12 protein-coding genes are annotated in these 17,799 nt (G+C 43.7%); 9 read left to right on the top strand and 3 right to left on the bottom strand.

What is annotated here, in order from left to right:
- The first annotated feature begins 348 nt into the window (after positions 1-348).
- The 3 genes from V7K27_RS02860 (at position 349) to V7K27_RS02850 (ending at position 8,389) form a co-directional block, all read left to right on the top strand.
- Positions 349-6,762 carry an ATP-binding sensor histidine kinase gene (locus V7K27_RS02860; RefSeq protein ID WP_334944095.1) on the top strand — a complete coding sequence of 2,138 codons (6,414 nt, stop codon included), beginning with the start codon at positions 349-351 and terminating at the stop codon, positions 6,760-6,762.
- Positions 6,763-6,947: 185 nt separating this feature from the next.
- Positions 6,948-7,649, top strand: a complete 702-nt coding sequence (locus V7K27_RS02855; RefSeq protein WP_334944093.1) for a Uma2 family endonuclease — start codon at positions 6,948-6,950, stop codon at positions 7,647-7,649.
- 59 nt (positions 7,650-7,708) lie between these two features.
- Positions 7,709-8,389: a Uma2 family endonuclease gene (locus V7K27_RS02850; RefSeq protein WP_334944091.1), complete on the top strand. Its 681-nt coding sequence runs from the start codon at positions 7,709-7,711 to the stop codon at positions 8,387-8,389.
- A gap of 301 nt (positions 8,390-8,690) precedes the next feature.
- Here V7K27_RS02850 and aroQ read toward each other — a convergent pair whose 3' ends face one another.
- Together aroQ and ctpA are read right to left on the bottom strand one after the other, a co-directional pair.
- Positions 8,691-9,338, bottom strand: coding sequence for a gamma subclass chorismate mutase AroQ (gene aroQ, locus V7K27_RS02845; protein WP_334944089.1), 648 nt, complete (start codon positions 9,336-9,338; stop codon positions 8,691-8,693).
- A 286-nt stretch (positions 9,339-9,624) separates the two neighbouring features.
- Complete coding sequence (ctpA, locus tag V7K27_RS02840) at positions 9,625-10,869, bottom strand: carboxyl-terminal processing protease CtpA (protein WP_334944087.1); 1,245 nt, start codon at positions 10,867-10,869, stop codon at positions 9,625-9,627.
- 457 nt (positions 10,870-11,326) lie between these two features.
- Between ctpA and petB the strand changes: the two genes are divergently transcribed.
- The 6 genes from petB (at position 11,327) to V7K27_RS02810 (ending at position 16,234) form a co-directional block, all read left to right on the top strand.
- The gene (gene petB / locus V7K27_RS02835) at positions 11,327-11,974 is read left to right on the top strand and encodes a cytochrome b6 (protein WP_334944085.1); all 648 of its coding nucleotides are present in this window, start codon (positions 11,327-11,329) and stop codon (positions 11,972-11,974) included.
- Between the two features lie 260 nt (positions 11,975-12,234).
- Positions 12,235-12,717 (top strand): cytochrome b6-f complex subunit IV, encoded by a 483-nt coding sequence (gene petD / locus V7K27_RS02830; RefSeq protein WP_292771259.1) that lies wholly within the window; start codon positions 12,235-12,237, stop codon positions 12,715-12,717.
- 717 nt (positions 12,718-13,434) lie between these two features.
- Entirely contained in the window at positions 13,435-13,878 is a 444-nt protein-coding gene (locus V7K27_RS02825; protein WP_334944163.1) for an ATP-binding protein, read from the top strand.
- 488 nt (positions 13,879-14,366) lie between these two features.
- Entirely contained in the window at positions 14,367-14,579 is a 213-nt protein-coding gene (locus V7K27_RS02820; RefSeq protein WP_442947583.1) for a GDP-mannose 4,6-dehydratase, read from the top strand.
- Between the two features lie 22 nt (positions 14,580-14,601).
- The gene (locus V7K27_RS02815; RefSeq protein ID WP_334944161.1) at positions 14,602-15,783 is read left to right on the top strand and encodes a glycosyltransferase family 4 protein; all 1,182 of its coding nucleotides are present in this window, start codon (positions 14,602-14,604) and stop codon (positions 15,781-15,783) included.
- A 79-nt stretch (positions 15,784-15,862) separates the two neighbouring features.
- Complete coding sequence (locus V7K27_RS02810) at positions 15,863-16,234, top strand: hypothetical protein (protein ID WP_334944083.1); 372 nt, start codon at positions 15,863-15,865, stop codon at positions 16,232-16,234.
- A 290-nt stretch (positions 16,235-16,524) separates the two neighbouring features.
- Here V7K27_RS02810 and V7K27_RS02805 read toward each other — a convergent pair whose 3' ends face one another.
- Positions 16,525-16,956: a hypothetical protein gene (locus V7K27_RS02805; protein WP_334944082.1), complete on the bottom strand. Its 432-nt coding sequence runs from the start codon at positions 16,954-16,956 to the stop codon at positions 16,525-16,527.
- Positions 16,957-17,799: the final 843 nt, after the last annotated feature.

Genomic DNA, 17,799 nt, shown 5'->3' with positions numbered 1-17,799 from the left:
GTCGGAGACTGGGAACGAGACAACGGAGTTCAGAGGTGGATGAATCCAGTTCAAAGACTCGTTAACGGAGTTTAAAGGTGGATGAATCCAGTTCAAAGACTCGGTAATACCGTTTTACTTTAATAATGATACAAATACGTTGGTAGGGGCACAGCATTGCTGTGCCCCTATGAGAAATCTATATGTATCAGGCTTTGTGTAAAATGGTATAAGTCATCAAAAAGCGATCGCCACATCTATTTAAAGTGCTTTTCTGCTTCCTGCTAATACAAGTTTTGTAAAGTTTGTTAACTAAGATATTGTCCTGGGAATTCTAACTTTAGTACACAGGAATTCTCGGAAAAGTTTATGAGCGCAAAAGTTGATGGAACTGTAACGATCGCTGGCTACCAAATTATTGAGCAACTTTATTCAGGTTCTCGCACTCAAGTATATCGGGCACTTCAAGAAGGCGATACCTTCGGTGGGCTTCGCCAACGCCTTCCAGTTGTGATCAAGCTCTTAAAACGAGAATACCCTACTTTCAGTGAATTAATACAGTTTCGCAACCAATATGCGATCGCTAAAAACCTAGATATTCCCCAGATCATCAAGCCCTACAGCTTAGAAGCCCATCGCAACGGCTATGCTCTAGTGATGGAAGACTTTGGCGGCATTTCTTTGCGGGAATTTACCCAAGGACGACCATTGACTTTAGAGCAATTCCAAGGAATTGCTCTGCAACTGCTAGACACGCTACACCTGTTACATCAACAGCGGGTCATTCACAAAGACATTAAGCCAGCCAACATCCTGATTCACCCCGACACGAAACAAATTAAGCTGATTGACTTCAGCATTGCCTCGCTTTTACCACGAGAAACCCAAGAGATCCAGAGCATCAAAGGACTGGAGGGAACGCTAGCGTATCTTTCCCCAGAGCAAACCGGACGGATGAACCGGGGCGTTGACTACCGCAGCGACTTCTATTCATTAGGTGTGACTTTCTTTGAACTATTGAGCACAGAATTGCCCTTTGAGTCCCATGACCCGATGGAGTTGGTGCATTGCCACATTGCCAAGCTTCCACCCTTCCTCTGCGATTTAAATCCCAATTTGCCTTTGATGCTGGGCGAGATTGTCCGCAAACTGATGGCAAAGAATGCCGAAGACCGCTATCAGAGTGCTATGGGACTTAAACATGACCTTGTTACCTGCCTAGAACAGTGGCGAGAAACAGGCAAGCATACTTGGTTTGAATTGGGAGAGCGCGATATCAGCGATCGCTTTCTCATCCCCGAAAAACTCTACGGACGCGAATCGGAAGTACAGACGTTATTGGAGGCATTTGGTCATGTTGCCAATGGTGGCTGTGAACTGATGCTGGTGGCAGGTTTCTCTGGCATTGGCAAAACCGCCGTCGTCAATGAAGTGCATAAGCCGATCGTCCGGTGGAACGGCTACTTTATCAAAGGGAAATACGACCAGTTCAACCGCAACATTCCTCTATCTGCTTTTGTGCAAGCTTTTCGTGATTTGATGGCACAGTTGTTCAGTGAAAGTGATACCCAACTGGAGCAATGGCAGAGTCAGATTTTAGCCGCAGTTGGAGAGAACGGGCAAGTCTTGATCGAGGTGATTCCTGAATTGGAACAGATAATCGGTAAACAGCCTGCGATCGCTGAATTATCGGGCAGTGCAGCCGAGAACCGTTTCCATCTGCTGTTCCAAAATTTCATTCAAGTCTTCACCACAAGAGAGCATCCCTTAGTGATGTTTCTCGATGACTTGCAATGGGCAGATTCGGTATCGCTCAATTTGCTGAAGCTGTTGATGGCAAGCAATCGCGGTTATCTGTTCATTATTGGCGCATACCGCGATAATGAGGTGTTTGCGGCTCATCCACTGATGTTAACGCTAGATGAAATTGAAAAAGCATCCTCACCTCTCAACACTCTGACTCTAGGTTCCTTGAGTCAAGCAGATGTGAACCATTTAATCGCCGACTCCCTCAGTTGTGCGACTGAAATCGCATTGCCGTTAACAGAATTAGTTTATCAAAAAGCCAAAGGCAATCCCTTTTTCACGACTCAGTTTTTGAAAGCACTGCATGAAGATGGGCTGATTACCTTTGATTGGGAAGCAGGTTTTTGGCAGTGTGATGTAGCGCAAGTGCGATCGCTGGCTCTCACCGATGATGTGGTGGAATTTATGGCCCAACAGCTTCAGAAATTGTCCGACATCACTCAAGATGTTTTGAAACTGGCAGCTTGTATTGGCAATCACTTTGATTTGGCGACGCTAGCGATCGTTTATGAAAAATCCCAGACAGAAACCGCTTCGGACTTGTGGAAAGCATTGCAAGAAGGATTTATCATTCCTCTCAATGAGGTTTACAAGTTTTATCAGGATTCGTCATTGGTGAGCCAGCGCGATCTTGGGGGTTTCCCCCATGAGCGACTGGCGAACCCTGAAGGGGTCATTGGTCATTTGCAAAGGACAAATGACAAAGGACAAATGACAATTTACAAATTCTTGCACGATCGCGTCCAACAAGCGGCATATTCCCTCATCCCAGAGGAGCAAAAACAGGCAACTCACCTGAAAATTGGGCAACTGCTGCTGAACAATACGCCAGTCACAGAACACAATGAAAACCTATTTGAGATTGTCAATCAACTCAATATCGGGAAATCCCTGATTATTGAACCATCCCAGCAAATAGAACTGGCTCAACTCAATTTGAACGCTGGACAAAAAGCTAAAGCCGCAACAGCTTATCCAGCTGCATTGGAATATTCCACCACAGGCATCGCCTTGCTGAACCTGAGTCAGGGGCAGTCTTGCTGGCAAACCCACTACAACCTCACCCTTGGACTGTATGAACTAGCAGCAGAAACCGCGTATCTCAACGGCAATTTTCAGCAGATGGAGCAATGGGTAGATATTGTCCTGCAACAGGCAAAAACTTCTGTTGACAAAGTGAAAATCTATGCTGTCAAAATCCAAGCTAATATGGCGCAAGTCAAAAAGCTAGAAGCAGTCAAAATTGGGTTAGAAGCCTTGAAACTTGTGGGGGTAAGCATACCAGAATCACCCGAACCCTCAGACATTCAGCAAGCACTAACTCAAATCGCCAGCAATCTGGAGGGGAAGAATATCCAAGAATTGATTAACTTACCATTGATGACAGATATCAAGCATCTATCTGCTGCCAGGATGTTAGTCAGTATTACCCCTGCTATCTATCAAGCTGCACCGATACTATATCCATTGGTGATATGTGAATTGGTGAACTTATCAATCAACTATGGCAATTCACCTTTCTCAAGTTATGGTTACGTTTCTTACGGTTTACTGTTAAATGCAGTGTTTCAGAATATTGAATCGGCTTATGAATTTGGGAGATTAGCCTTAAACCTAACAGAAAAGTTTAATGATCCAGACATCAAAGCATCTGTATTTGTTGTGATGGGAGTTTCTATAGCTTATGCCAAAGTTCATGTCAGAGAAACGTTGCCAATTCTTTGGGATGCCTACCAAAGCGGACTGGAAGGCGGCAATTTTGAATTTGCTGGCTATGCTGCCATACATAAATACCAGCACACATATCTGATGGGACAGGAACTGACAATAGTTGCACAAGAAATAGCAACCATTAGTGATGTCCTAGCTCGACTCAAGCAAGAAAATGCTTTAAGCTTTTTTCATGAAATCTTTCAACAATCAGTCTTGAACTTGCTGAACCCCTCAGAACATTCAGGCATCTTACAGGGTGAAGTCTATAACGAGGAAACAACTTTACCACGGCTGAAGGATACTAATGATATAACTGGGTTTCATCACTTTTATTTTAATAAATTGATTCTTTGCTACCTGTTTGGAGACTATGCACAAGCACAGGAAAGTGCGCTGCAAGCTGAACAGTATTCAGATGGAGTGCAAGGTCTTCTGGTAGTACCAGTATTGTCTTTCTATGATTCTTTGGCGCACTTAGCAGTCTACCCATCGCTGCCAGATTCACAACAAGAATCTCTTTTGAGTAGAGTCACAAACAACCAGCAAAAAATGAAGAAGTGGGCAGACCATGCGCCGATGAATTTCTTGCACAAGTTTCATCTAGTGGAGGCGGAACAGCAGCGAGTGCAAGGAAATAAAGCTGAGGCTATGGACTTGTACGATCGCGCCATCATTGGAGCCAAAGAAAACGCTTATATCCAAGAAGAAGCACTTGCCAATGAACTAGCAGCTAAATTTTACCTCAACTGGGGCAAAGAGCGGATTGCCCAAGAATACATGACCCAAGCCTACTACGGCTATGCTCGTTGGGGCGCTAAAGCTAAAGTCGCCGATTTAGAACGACGCTATCCCCAACTCCTCGCCCACATCTTAGAGCAAACCCGTTCTCCCCTCTCAACTCACGAAACTATTTTCAGATTGGAGAGTGTCACCTCTACCAGTTCCACCAGTTCCAGCAGTAGCAGCGTCTCTGTTGCTTTAGATTTAGCTACCATTCTCAAAGCTTCCCAAACCCTTTCTGGCGAAATCGAACTCGAAAAACTGCTCTCGGTATTTCTGCATATCGTCATTGAAAATGCCGGAGCCGATAAATGTGTGTTCATGCTTTTGGAGTCAGGTCGGTTGCTAGTTCAGGCTTTAGCAGAGCTTTCCCTTGGTGTTACATCTGGAGAGAACAAGGGAATTGCCCACGTCAATTTTTACCCAATGTTGCTCAACCCGCAACCCATTGAAGACTCTGTTGATGTGCCAGTTAGCTTAATTAATACCGTCAAACGCATCTTAAAACCAGCAGTAATTATTGATGCCACGGTGCATCCGCAATTAATCAATGACCCGTATATTCACCAACAGCAGCCCAAGAGTATCTTGTGCAGCCCGATTTTGCATCAGGGTAAGTTGCTTGGTATATTGTATCTGGAAAATAATGTGGCAACCGGAGCCTTTACACGCGATCGCGTCGAACTGCTCAACTTACTTTGCACTCAAGCTGCAATCTCTTTAGAAAATGCTCGACTTTATCGAAATTCCCAGAACTATGCTCAACAGTTGGAACAATCTCTAGCAAAATTGCAGGCTGGTGAAGTTCGCTTCCAAAATTTGGCGAATAATATTCCTGGTATGGTGTACCAATTCCAGATCGCGGCCGACGGTTCAACTTCAACACCCTACGTTAGCTCTGGCTGTTTCGACTTGTATGGTTTAGAGCCAGAGTCGGTGATAGCAGGAACCCATAGTCTTTACGACATGAATCATCCTGACGATCAACCAGCTATTGTCCAAGCGATCGCTTACTCTGCCCAAACTCTGACACCATTTGACGTAGAATGTCGGATTATCCTGCCTTCAGGAACCGTCAAATGGATTCAATCTCTTGCTCGGCCAGAGCGACAAGCCGATGGCGCAATCTTATGGGATGGGGTGATGATTGATATTAGCAATGTCTACAACGAGCTTCGCTTACGCAAAGAAGCCGAAGCATCTCTAGCCAAAGAACGAGAGTTTTTGAATGCGATCATTCACAATATTACCGATGGGATTGTTGTTTGTGACCTTAGTGGCAAGTTGACCTTATTCAATAACGCAACTCGTGAGTTTCATGGCTTACCAGTGGAATCATTACCAGCAGAACAATGGGCAGAACACTTCTCACTCTATCAACCTGATGGTCAAACACCTCTGTCAATCACAGAAATCCCTCTGTTTCGCGCCTTGCAAGGGGAAATAGTCGAAAATGCCGAAATGGTAATTGCGCCGAAGCATGGTTCTAGGAGAATTTTGTTAGCAAGCGGACAAGCAATCTTCGATCCTTTGGGTAACAAAGTCGGTGCAGTAGTTGTGATGCGAGATATTAGCGATCGCAAAAAAGCTGAACTTGCCTTGCAGCAAAAATCACTTGACTTAGAACACGCGCTAACTGATCTGCAAAACACCCAATTACAAATGGTGCAAAGTGAAAAAATGTCTGCACTGGGCAACTTAGTTGCTGGTGTAGCTCACGAAATGAATAATCCTCTCGGTTTTATTGCTGCCAGTCTCAAACAAGCTAAACCTACTTTTGGTGATATTATCGAACACTTAAAACTCTATCAATCAAGCCTGCCCAATGCCAGTGATGAGATCAAAAACCATGCTGAAGAAATCGACCTAGATTATAGCTTAGAAGACTTGCCCAAGATGATTGATTCCATGACGATGGCGTGCGATCGTCTGAAAAATATCAGCACCAGTTTACGAACTTTCTCCCGTGCCGACAAAGATTATAAAGTGCCGTTTAATATTCACCAAGGCATTGATAGCACAATTTTAATTTTGAAACATCGTCTCAAGGCCAATGAACAACGTCCAGCTATTGAAGTGATAACTGAGTACAGTACTTTTCCTCAAGTTGAGTGTTTTCCTGGACAATTAAATCAAGTATTTATGAATATCTTAGCAAATGCTATTGATGCATTGGATGAATCAAATGCAAATCGGAGTTTTGAAGAAATTAAGCTTAATCCTAACCGCATAACAATTCAAACATCACTAGAAAATGGCAGTGTAAAAATTACCATTGCTGACAATGGTAAGGGGATGACTGAAGAGGTAAAACAAAAGATATTTGACCATTTATTTACGACGAAAGCTGTCGGTAACGGTACAGGATTAGGACTTGCGATCGCTCGTCAAATTATTGTAGAAAAACATGGCGGGGCGATTAACGTGAATTCTCAACTTGGCGAAGGAACTGAATTTGTGATTCAGCTACCGTTGTCGGCATAAGCGAGAAAACAGGAGTCAGGAGTCAGAATTCAGAATTCAGGAGTCAGAATTCAGGAGTCAGGAGTCAGGAGTCAGAATTGGTGAATACTCTACCCATAAAGGGATAGAGTTTGAAGGCGAGATATGGTCGTACTTTTGTCAGTCAATTATTGTAGGATAAAAATAATTTGTTACTGCCCTAATTTATGCCTCGTTCCTCGCTTTGGCGTTTGACAGTTCCCCCATTGGAAAACGGCGATCGCTTAACCCGCTTTGAATTTGAGCGGCGCTACAGCGCCATGCCAAAGCTGAAAAAAGCCGAATTGATTGAAGGAACTGTCTACATGGCTTCACCACTGCGTTTTGAACCCCATGCTGAACCTCATGCTAGAGTCATAACTTGGCTAGGAGTGTATCAGGCTATGACCCCAGGAGTGCGTGTTGGTGATAACTCAACCGTTCGCCTTGACTTGGACAATGAACCCCAACCCGACGCGATATTATTAATTGATGCTCAGGCGGGTGGGCGATCGCACCTCAGCCAAGATGGTTATGTGGAAGGAGCGCCAGAACTGGTTGCCGAAATTGCCGCCAGTAGTGCCACGGTTGATTTGGGTGACAAAAAGCGTGCTTATCGGCGGAATGGAATACAGGAGTACCTCGTGTGGCAGGTGTTTGAGCAGCGCATTGATTGGTTCCACCTAGAAGCAGGAGAGTATATAAGTCTGCATCCTGATGCGGCAGGTGTGATTCAAAGTCGAGTCTTTCCAGGATTGTGGTTAGATCAATCCGCCTTGGTGTCGGGTAATATGCAACAGGTATTAAGCGTATTACAGGCAGGAGTGAATTCTATCGAACATCAAACCTTTGTGCAGCAGTTAGCCCAGACAGTCCAATCGGATGGATAACGGCATAAGCGATAAAATCACATATTGTAGGATAAAAATAATTTGTCACTGCCCTAATTATGCCTCGTTCCTCACTTTGGCGTTTGACAGTTCCCCCATTGGAAAACGGCGATCGCTTAACCCGCTTTGAATTTGAGCGGCGCTACAGCGCCATGCCAAAGCTGAAAAAAGCCGAATTGATTGAAGGAACTGTCTACATGGCTTCACCACTGCGTTTTGAACCCCATGCTGAACCTCATGCTAGAGTCATAACTTGGCTAGGAGTGTATCAGGCTATGACCCCAGGAGTGCGTGTTGGTGATAACTCAACCGTTCGCCTTGACTTGGACAATGAACCCCAACCCGACGCGATATTATTAATTGATGCTCAGGCGGGTGGGCGATCGCACCTCAGCCAAGATGGTTATGTGGAAGGAGCGCCAGAACTGGTTGCCGAAATTGCCGCCAGTAGTGCCACGGTTGATTTGGGTGACAAAAAGCGTGCTTATCGGCGGAATGGAATACAAGAATACCTCGTGTGGCAGGTGTTTGAGCAGCGCATCGATTGGTTCCACCTAGAAGCAGGAGAGTATATAAATTTGCACCCCGATGCCGCAGGTGTGATTCAAAGTCGAGTCTTTCCAGGATTGTGGTTAGATCAATCTGCCTTGCTGTCGGGTGATATGCAACAAGTATTAACCGTATTGCAGGCAGGGCTGAATTCTATCGAACATCAAGCCTTTGTGCAGCAGTTAACCTAGGCAGTCCAATCGGATGGATAAGAGGATGTTTGAAAAGTCTAATTTATCACTAGCCGGGCGACTAGAAGTCGCGGCTACACAGACAAAACCCACCTTTCCTGCGGAACGCCAAGGGCGAACGTGGGTTAAAAACGCTTGATTTTGTATTAGTCCACGGAGGTGGACTAAGTTTTGTGTAGTAGCGAATTCTATTCGCCCCATACTTTTCAAACATCCTCTAATGGCATAAGCGATAAAATCACACTTATGGATAATTTACCACATCTTCATACATAATTGGCATTAAGTATCGCTAACCCGATCAACGGAAGTTACCTACTTTGCAAGAAGCGCTTTGAAATTGCAGCAGGGGTGAAATTGCTAGGCTCTGCACTCGCTGATCAATACCATCTCCCTGAATAATTACCTGAGAACGTGACTGAATTAATTGGCGTATCTGCGGACAACCTAGAACAGGAGTCAGTTCTTTTAAAGCAAAGATAAATTCTGTGTTTAATTTATCTAACGATGGTCGCAATGTCTGGTTTAAGTCTGGCACCTTAGGAAAAGATTTAATGCCTTGCTTTTGCCAGTTTTGAAAATCAACTGTTTGGATGAGTTTTCCTGCTTCTATTTGTCCTTGAAAAAATGCTGCAACTGTATCGGGTTCTAGACTATGGGTTGTCGCTTGTTGCCTAACCTTTAATAGTAACTCTTGTTCCCGCTTTCGATCCTCAATAGGACGTTTGTGATTCCATTTCCACCGGGCTACATCATGTGCAATTAGCAATCGTTGCTGGATCAATTTTAGTAATTTATCTACAGGTACTTGTTGATCTGCGATCGCAATAGCTTCAGGATTTGCTGATTGTACTGACCCAGACTTCTGAGCAGCGAAATATAATTTTAAGTTGGCAGCAACTACTGTACTACTGAAAAAAAGCCCAAAGAAAATTATGATGACAAACAACAGTGGATGCTTTCTGAAAAAACTTAAATTCATGTCAATAAGTTTATACACCCTGCTACTTAGCAAGAATTTTCAGTAATTCGATAGGAATACAGTATTTTCAATCTCAGACAAAATATCTCATAGTTACTGACAAAAAGCAAGTTCAGGAGCTATCGGATAACAATTTCGGTGATTCCCAGTCTCTGACTGGGAACAAGGCGAACTCCTAACTCCTGTACAGACGCGATTAATCGCGTCTCTCCAAGCTCCAAACTCCTGTACAGACGCGATTAATCGCGTCTCTTTACGCCTTTCCCGCCATCACCGAGTTTTTAACCAAAAGTTGCACTGCTGCTTGATATTGCAGATCCGCTTCGGTGCCAATCTGTTCGCGGTTAATTGGATCTTGGGAAACCACTTTATCTGGCTTAATACCTAGTTTGTTGATATCCCGATGTTGAGGAGTTTCATACTTAGCAATTGTGACTGCCAAGCCCGAACCATCTGATAATTCAAATAAGGATTGAATTAGACCCTTTCCAAAGGTAGTTTCGCCTACCAACTGGGCGCGACCGTTATCTTGGAGTGCGCCGGCGAGAATCTCACTGGCACTGGCTGTTCCTTGATTCACCAAAATCACCAGAGGATCGTTCGTCAGGGCTGGCCCGATGGCTTCAAAACTACCCTGAATGCCTTGTCGGTTAACAGTGTAGACGACAGTGCCGGAGTCTAACCACAGACGGGCGATTTCAATTCCTGATTGCAATAGCCCCCCAGGATTATTGCGTAAATCCAGAATGTAGGCAGCAGCGCCTTTTTTTTCTAGACTAGAAATAGCGTGTGCCAATTCCGTTGAAGCGTTGGCATTGAATTGAGTCAGGCGAAGGTAGCCAATAGGTGTACCCTCAGTGGAAACACGTAATTCGGAGACCACAGGGTTAAGAGCAATGCGATCGCGTGTCAATCTAATTTCCGTTTCTGTCTCTCCGTCTCGTTCGATCACCAGAGTCACAAGGCTACCAATCGGTCCGCGCATCCTAGTCGCAGCTTCATCAAGGGTGAGATTTTCCGTCGAAACGCCCTCAATTTTGAGAATGCGATCGCGTGGTCTAATCCCCGCTTTATCTGCTGGTGAACCGGCGATGGGAGCCACTACTTGCAACTTCCCAGTCTCAGGATTCAAGGCAATTTGCAATCCAACCCCAGTCAGTTCCCCAGAAGTATTGACCTGTAAGCTGCGGTACTGTTCTGGATCTAAAAAGCGGGTAAAAGGATCATCGAGGCTCTTGAGCATCTTCCCAATTGCCGTATAACTAGCATTTGAGTCCGTGAGCGGCTTCTCCAGAGCCTTTTGCCGGACAGCCGCCCAGTTTTGATGATTAAACGTCTCATCTAGATAAGTGCGATTAACAATTCGCCAAACTTCCGAAACCAGCTTTTGTTCCGTGGTCAAAGCCACCGCCGGCTGAGTCAGCGTACCCAACGCCAACCAAAACGCCATTAACAATGAAAATCCAACCCGAAAGACTTGTTTATTCATGAACCCCATTATCAATTCCACCTCAACCCAAATTGCCTAGAAATGCCCACTTCCCCTGTTGTTGATGAAATCTATCTCTCGATTATGTTACTTTTTTTATAGAAGTGGTGCATTTTTCTCATCAAGTTGTTCAGTCAACTGATGCATCGTATCCACTCACCAAAGGATAAAATCTACTTTGTGTCCACCATTTTCTGTGTAGGGGCGTAAAGAGATCGCAATATATTCCATCTTTACAGAGTGTAAAGTTTCTGAAGTCTCTGAGCACGCCAAAAGCTGACAAGCAAAAAAACTCCCCTTTACTAAAATCCCAAAATTGCTAATTGGGAGAGAAGTCTGAGCGACAGTGAGACAGCGTTGCAGGAGGGTTTCCCTCCGCAGGCGACTGTGAACCCGAAAGGGCTTTTGCTGATTCAGAACTTCGGGATTTATCAACCGCAACCGACTTTTAGGAACTTGAGATTGTATGGCCAACGTTTACGACTGGTTTGAGGAACGCCTAGAAATTGAGGCGATCGCTGAAGATGTCACTAGCAAGTACGTCCCTCCCCACGTCAATATATTTTACTGCTTGGGTGGAATTACCCTAGTTTGCTTTCTCATCCAGTTTGCCACTGGATTTGCCATGACGTTCTACTACAGACCAACAGTAGCTGAAGCTTTCTCCTCAGTGCAGTACATCATGACTGAAGTCAGCTTCGGTTGGCTAATTCGCTCCATCCATCGCTGGTCTGCCAGCATGATGGTATTGATGATGATTTTGCACACCTTCCGGGTTTACCTGACTGGTGGTTTCAAAAAGCCCCGCGAATTGACCTGGATAAGTGGTGTCATCCTGGCTGTGATTACCGTTTCCTTTGGAGTCACTGGCTACTCCCTACCTTGGGATCAAATTGGCTACTGGGCTGTGAAAATCGTTAGCGGCGTACCAGAAGCAATTCCCGTGGTTGGCGTTCTCATCTCCGACTTACTGCGCGGCGGTTCAAGTGTTGGTCAAGCAACACTAACTCGATACTACAGCGCCCACACCTTTGTGCTGCCTTGGTTGATTGCAGTCTTCATGCTGTTTCACTTCTTGATGATCCGCAAACAAGGCATTTCCGGTCCTTTGTAATCTTAACTATTAGCGAAAGGTAACATTTGTCAGTTTTCAGATGAAGTTGTTTGTTTTAAACTTATGAAACACAAGAAATTAATTGTACATAAGTTCCAAAAAACAAACACTTTATATCTGAAGCCGAAAGCTGTAAAGACCCTCCAGGCAGCTGACTGTAAATAGACAAACGCTATTTGCCGCTTTTGCTAGGGTTGCCTAGTAGCTGATAGCTTTCACAAATGCTTTAATTTAACTTAAGCAGGAGAGCACATTTCAAAATGTCAACACAAAAAAAACCTGACCTGAGCGATCCTCAGTTAAGAGCCAAACTCGCTAAAGGCATGGGTCACAATTACTATGGTGAACCCGCTTGGCCTAATGACCTACTTTACGTATTTCCAATCGTGATCATGGGTTCCTTCGCGGCGATTGTGGCTCTAGCTGTGTTAGATCCCGCGATGAACGGTGAACCAGCAAATCCTTTTGCCACACCATTGGAAATTTTGCCAGAATGGTACTTATATCCAGTCTTCCAGATTTTGCGATCGCTTCCTAACAAACTTTTAGGAGTGTTAGCAATGGGTTCAGTACCAGTCGGGCTGATTCTCATTCCTTTTATTGAGAACGTCAATAAATTTCAAAACCCTTTCCGCCGTCCAGTTGCAACCACAGTATTCCTTTTTGGTACCCTTGTCACACTGTGGCTGGGTATTGGTGCTGCCTTGCCATTGGATAAATCTTTGACCTTGGGACTATTCTAAATTAGTCACCAAAAAGTGCTTTGACGCCTGTGAGTTTCAAGAGCAGATGCAGATGTGCTTTTGAAAAAAATCAACAGGCGTCAATTTTAACAGGAAAGAATTCAGGAGTCAGGAGTCAGAATTCAGGAGTCAGGATTCAGGAGTCAGGATTCAGGAGTCAGAATTCAGGAGTCAGAATTCAGGAGTCAGGAGTCAGAATTCAGGAGTCAGAATTGAGAATTGAATTCTGAACGAAAAAGCGGATAGCGCAGCAGTAGCGAGTATTCGAGCGTTGCGTCTGAATAAACGGATTTAAGTTACCACTAAATATGCTTTCTTTAGTGGTTAATAAGACAGTAGTGGTAACTGAGCTTGCGTCGTACCCCTACGGGGAAGCAAGCTACGCGTAGCGTCTCTAAGAGTTGGGTCGAAGTATGGGTCCCAATCCCCCATTCATTGATTACATTCTGAATTCTGAATTCTGAATTCTTCTTGAAGTTTTGGATTGAAAAGCTATTCCAAAATCTCAAATCACTAAAAGTCAACAAATACAAACATTTTTCACTTACTTAAAGTAAGTTGCTAGTTACAACCCTCGAAATGCCAAAATGGTTCATGTTTTGTATTTTGGTACACAGAATATGTCAACTTAGATTTTTATATGTCAGAGAAATTTTGCGAATAGTGCAAAATTTAATAACTAGTAACTTGGGTTTATTTATATTCAAGTCACAGTTAATTCTTAGCATAGTGCAGCAAGATCATCTGAGGGTTAAGAGCGAACTCAGTCTCCTAAATCAGGTGCAAGAATGGTTCGAGCAATTTTGTCTACAACATTTGTCTCAACTTGGCTGGTCAAAAACCCAACTTGATCGCCTCAATTTAGCATTAGCAGAAGGCTTTACCAACGCTGTTCGTCATGCTCATCATGCTTTACCCCCAGAAACAATCATTGAGATTAATGTTTATCTCTGGATTGACCGACTAGAGATTAGAATTTGGGATTATGGAAAACCTTTCAATCCTGATGCGATCGCAGAACCAGCCCCAGGTACTCTACAAGTAGGCGGGTATGGATGGTTTCTCCTGCGGCGGTTGGCTGACCGTGTTGTATACGAACGTGGTGCGGATGGTAGAAATTGCCTGCTCATCGTCAAATACTCTGTAGAAACACAAAAATAAAAGTGAAACAGTCAAGGGTAAAGGAAGGTAAGAATACTTCTGATGCCAATTTTACGGTTTTGAGCGCAGCCAAAGCGTAGGGAACGAGTACCAGCCGCGTGCGAGGGCTTGTCTTCTCTACAAAAGACTGGGCATAGCTTGTTTATACTTAGGAGTACGAAAAACAAAACTTCTCCGATGGTCGCCGCTATGCGTAGCTTCCCCGTAGGGATACGGTTATTTTGCCCAAAGTTGAGCCACTCACTTTAAAACAGAAGGACGAGCGTAAGGAGTCTCTGATCAAATATGTTATTTGATTGACAAGAGTATACTCTTTTTTCAATATTGTTTTGATTGGAATAATATGTTTTTTACGTGAAAATGCTTATTCATTATGATTTTTTTGTAAAGCCCAAAAAAGATTTTCAGAATTTTTTTGTATAAAAAGAATTAATGAATACAGTAAAGATAACATTCGAGTTATACTAGCTCCCTAGCCTTTGAGTTTGTTGGATTGGACGCAGTATGTAGTCCTAAATACCAGCTTATTGCGAGAAGATGAGCATTTTCAAGTAGTAGCTAACCCCAATAAAGCTAAAAGAAACCTCGGATGGGAACCCCAAGTGAGCTTTGAGGAACTTCTAGAAGAAATGGTAAAAACAGATTTAGAACGGTTACAAAACAGTGCCGCAGCTACGCCCCTCGTAGACATCGCTCCCTGAGTGCGAGTATAAATAATCTAATATACACATTACTACAGTGACAGAAAAGCTGAAGTTAGGTAATAAAGTTAACAAAAAAACTAACCATGTCTTCGTGTTTTTAGAAATTTTTGCCCACGAAGGTGGTATTCAATCATATATAAAAGATATTTTTCGCGCCTATGTGGGATTGAGCCAACCCTACAAGGCAGAAGTCTTTTTGCTGCGAGATAGTCCTGATAGCTCAAATCCGTTTGAAGACGAGAACTTAAAATTTAATTACTTTAAAAATCAGTCTCCCCAAATAGGAAGACTGCAAATGGCAGCAGCTTTACTTAAGTGTCTGTTGCAAAGCCGTCCGCAGCAAGTTTTCTGCGGTCATATTAACTTAGCAGTATTAATCCAAACTCTTTGCCAGCCCTTGAGGATTCCTTACACCGTGCTAACTTACGGTAAAGAAGTCTGGGAACCGCTCAAAAATCAAGAACGTCGCGCCCTGACATCAGCATCTGGAATTTGGGCAATTAGTCGCTACAGCCGCGATCGCGTTTGTGTTGCGAATGGTCTAAACCCGAAAATGGTACAGATGATGCCCTGTGCAATTGATGGGGATAAATTTACTCCTGGTTGCAAGCAGCCAGAATTAGTCCACAAGTATGGCTTAACTGGTGCTAAGGTGTTAATGACCGTAGCGCGGTTATGGTCAGGGGATATTTACAAGGGTGTAGATATCACGATTCGGGCATTATCACAAATCGCTCAGGTTTTCCCAGAAGTGAAATATTTGGTAATTGGTCGCGGTGATGACCAACCACGATTAGCGCAGCTAGCAAAAAATTTAGGTGTGAGCGATCGCGTCGTCTTTGCTGGTTTCGTTGCCACAGAAGAATTAATCGAACATTACCGCCTTGCTGATGCCTATATTATGCCTTCGCAAGAAGGCTTTGGCATTGTTTATCTGGAAGCAATGGCTTGTGGAGTGCCGGTATTATCCGGTGACGATGATGGGTCAGCTGATCCCTTGCAGGATGGTAAACTGGGATGGCGGGTACCACATCGCAGTTTTGATGCTGTAGCAGCCGCTTGTATAGAAATGCTTCAAGGGGATGACCAGCGCTGTGATGGAGAGTGGCTGCGAGAACAAGCGATCGCACTGTTTGGCATAGATGCCTTCCAACAGCACTTGCAAAAAATACTTCTATCCTCAGTAATCAAGTCCAAATGACAAATGACAAATGACAAATGACAAATGACCAATGACTAAAATCGCTATCCTAGAAGGAGAGCAGGACGACATTTAAAAAATGAGCTTTAAGTCATTTCAATTGAATCTTTTAAATCTCCGCCCTTGGCTCACCCTGCTGGCAGTCATTTGGTTACTGGCATCACTGGGCTTTGGTTGGTTGGTTAATTCGTTGCTAATTATTTTCGGGTTGCTGTTGTTGGCACCCATTGTGGCTTTTTTTGGCTTTCGTTGGTGGCTGCAACGCAACTTGATTGCCGATCAGTGTCCCGTCTGTGGATATGAATTTACAGGTTTAAATAACAGTCAGTTGCAGTGTCCTAACTGTGGGGAGTCACTGTTAGTACAAAACAGTCATTTTCAGCGCTTCACACCAGAAGGCACAATTGATATCACTGCTGTCGAAGTTCCAGCCCAATCACTGGAAGATTAATCACACAATTTTGGATTTTAGATTTTAGATTTTAGATTGAAAAGAGCAATCAAGTCACTATCTCTGTCATTTAATTTTAGATTTTAGATTTGTTTCACGTAGCTTGCTTCTCGCGCAGCAAGTATAAATTTGTTTGCTCGTAACCCTTTTTAAATTTTAGGCTTCGCCGTGAGCCTCAGTCGAACGGTTTTGAATCTTCAATCCAAAATCCAAAATTTAAAATCTAAAATTCGGTTATTGGTCATTAGTTATTAGCAAAAGACAAATGACTAATGACTAATGACTAATGACTATTTATTTTTTTGCGAGATTGAGAGGGTGTAGCTATACTCTCGTTGGGATAGTTCGCCCACATGCAGCGAGTATTTTCCTGCTTGCCAGTAACCAGACTGTTCTGACTTACCTCCAGAGTAACTATCTGCTAGTACACAAAAGCGACCCCCAGGCCCGTCGATCAATAGCGTTGGCTTCCCTTCACTCTCTACTGTTAATCGCAAATAAGGTAGTGACTCTGTAACCTGGATAACTTGACTAGGTTCAGTGGTAATATTGCCACAATTACTTTTGACAGTTCCCCCAGACTTTCCCTTCAAAATCAATGGATCTGGTTGGAAATTCCGATTAATTTTGATCTCTGGTGTCTGTGCCAAATTAGCCTCAGTGAAAACCAAACTCATCGCCAAAGCTGTGGGAACAATTGCAAGTAGCCTAAGCGTCTTCATCTTAATTAATGCTCCAGATTTGTTTGAGAGCAATATTGTTATACAGTAGTAATTTAATTGACGACAGCAATCCATCTTGGTTCCAAAAGCTGCCGTATAAAGCAATACTATTCAGTTAAGGATTGTTTGTGAAGATTTCAGTTGTGTAGAAACCATCAATCGTGCAAATTATCTATTTTTAGTGGCACTTTTGCACCAAAATATTTCACCGTATATTCCGCACTTCAATCCGTAACACGCTAGGAAGCTAAAAATCATCATAATAAATTTTATCTGTCCAAAAAGTTCCTGCACATACAGACATTACGCCGTGTGCGACTTTATCTCAGAGCTAACCCCCAACGCCTTCCCTCATCTGACTTTTCACGTTATGTGGAAGAAACCTACGAAAAACCTAACCCCCTAACCCCCTTCCCGCGACGGGAAGGGGGAAAATTCAAAGTCTCTCTCCTTTTAGGAGAGAGAAATAGAAGTGAGGTTTTCCACATACCGTGAAAAGTCAGCTTCCCTCATAGGGAAGGGGAGTAAGACTTAAAGCCTCTCTGGGCTTGCCTGACGGCAGGCTGACGCCAACGGGGGGAGGAATGGAAGCGGGGTTCCAAGAATAAGTCGCACATCTCGTGACATTAGCTAAAATCACTAAGAGGTTGTTTGAAAAGTGTTTCGCTGTGACTTTAGGCACTTTTAGATCCCCCCTAACCCCCCTTTTTAAGGGGGGAACCAGAATCAAAGTCCCCCAATTTCTCGGGGGATTTAGGGGGATCTAAAACTATTTGATACCGAGAATAGGACTTTTCAAACATCCTCTAAGACAACCACCAAAAAGAGAATTTGGTTGATCTG

It is taken from the genome of Nostoc sp. (genome assembly GCF_036919575.1).
Taxonomy (GTDB): Bacteria; Cyanobacteriota; Cyanobacteriia; order Cyanobacteriales; family Nostocaceae; genus Nostoc.
Note: the sequence above shows the minus strand (reverse complement) of the source record. Positions and strands in the feature narration are given on the sequence as shown.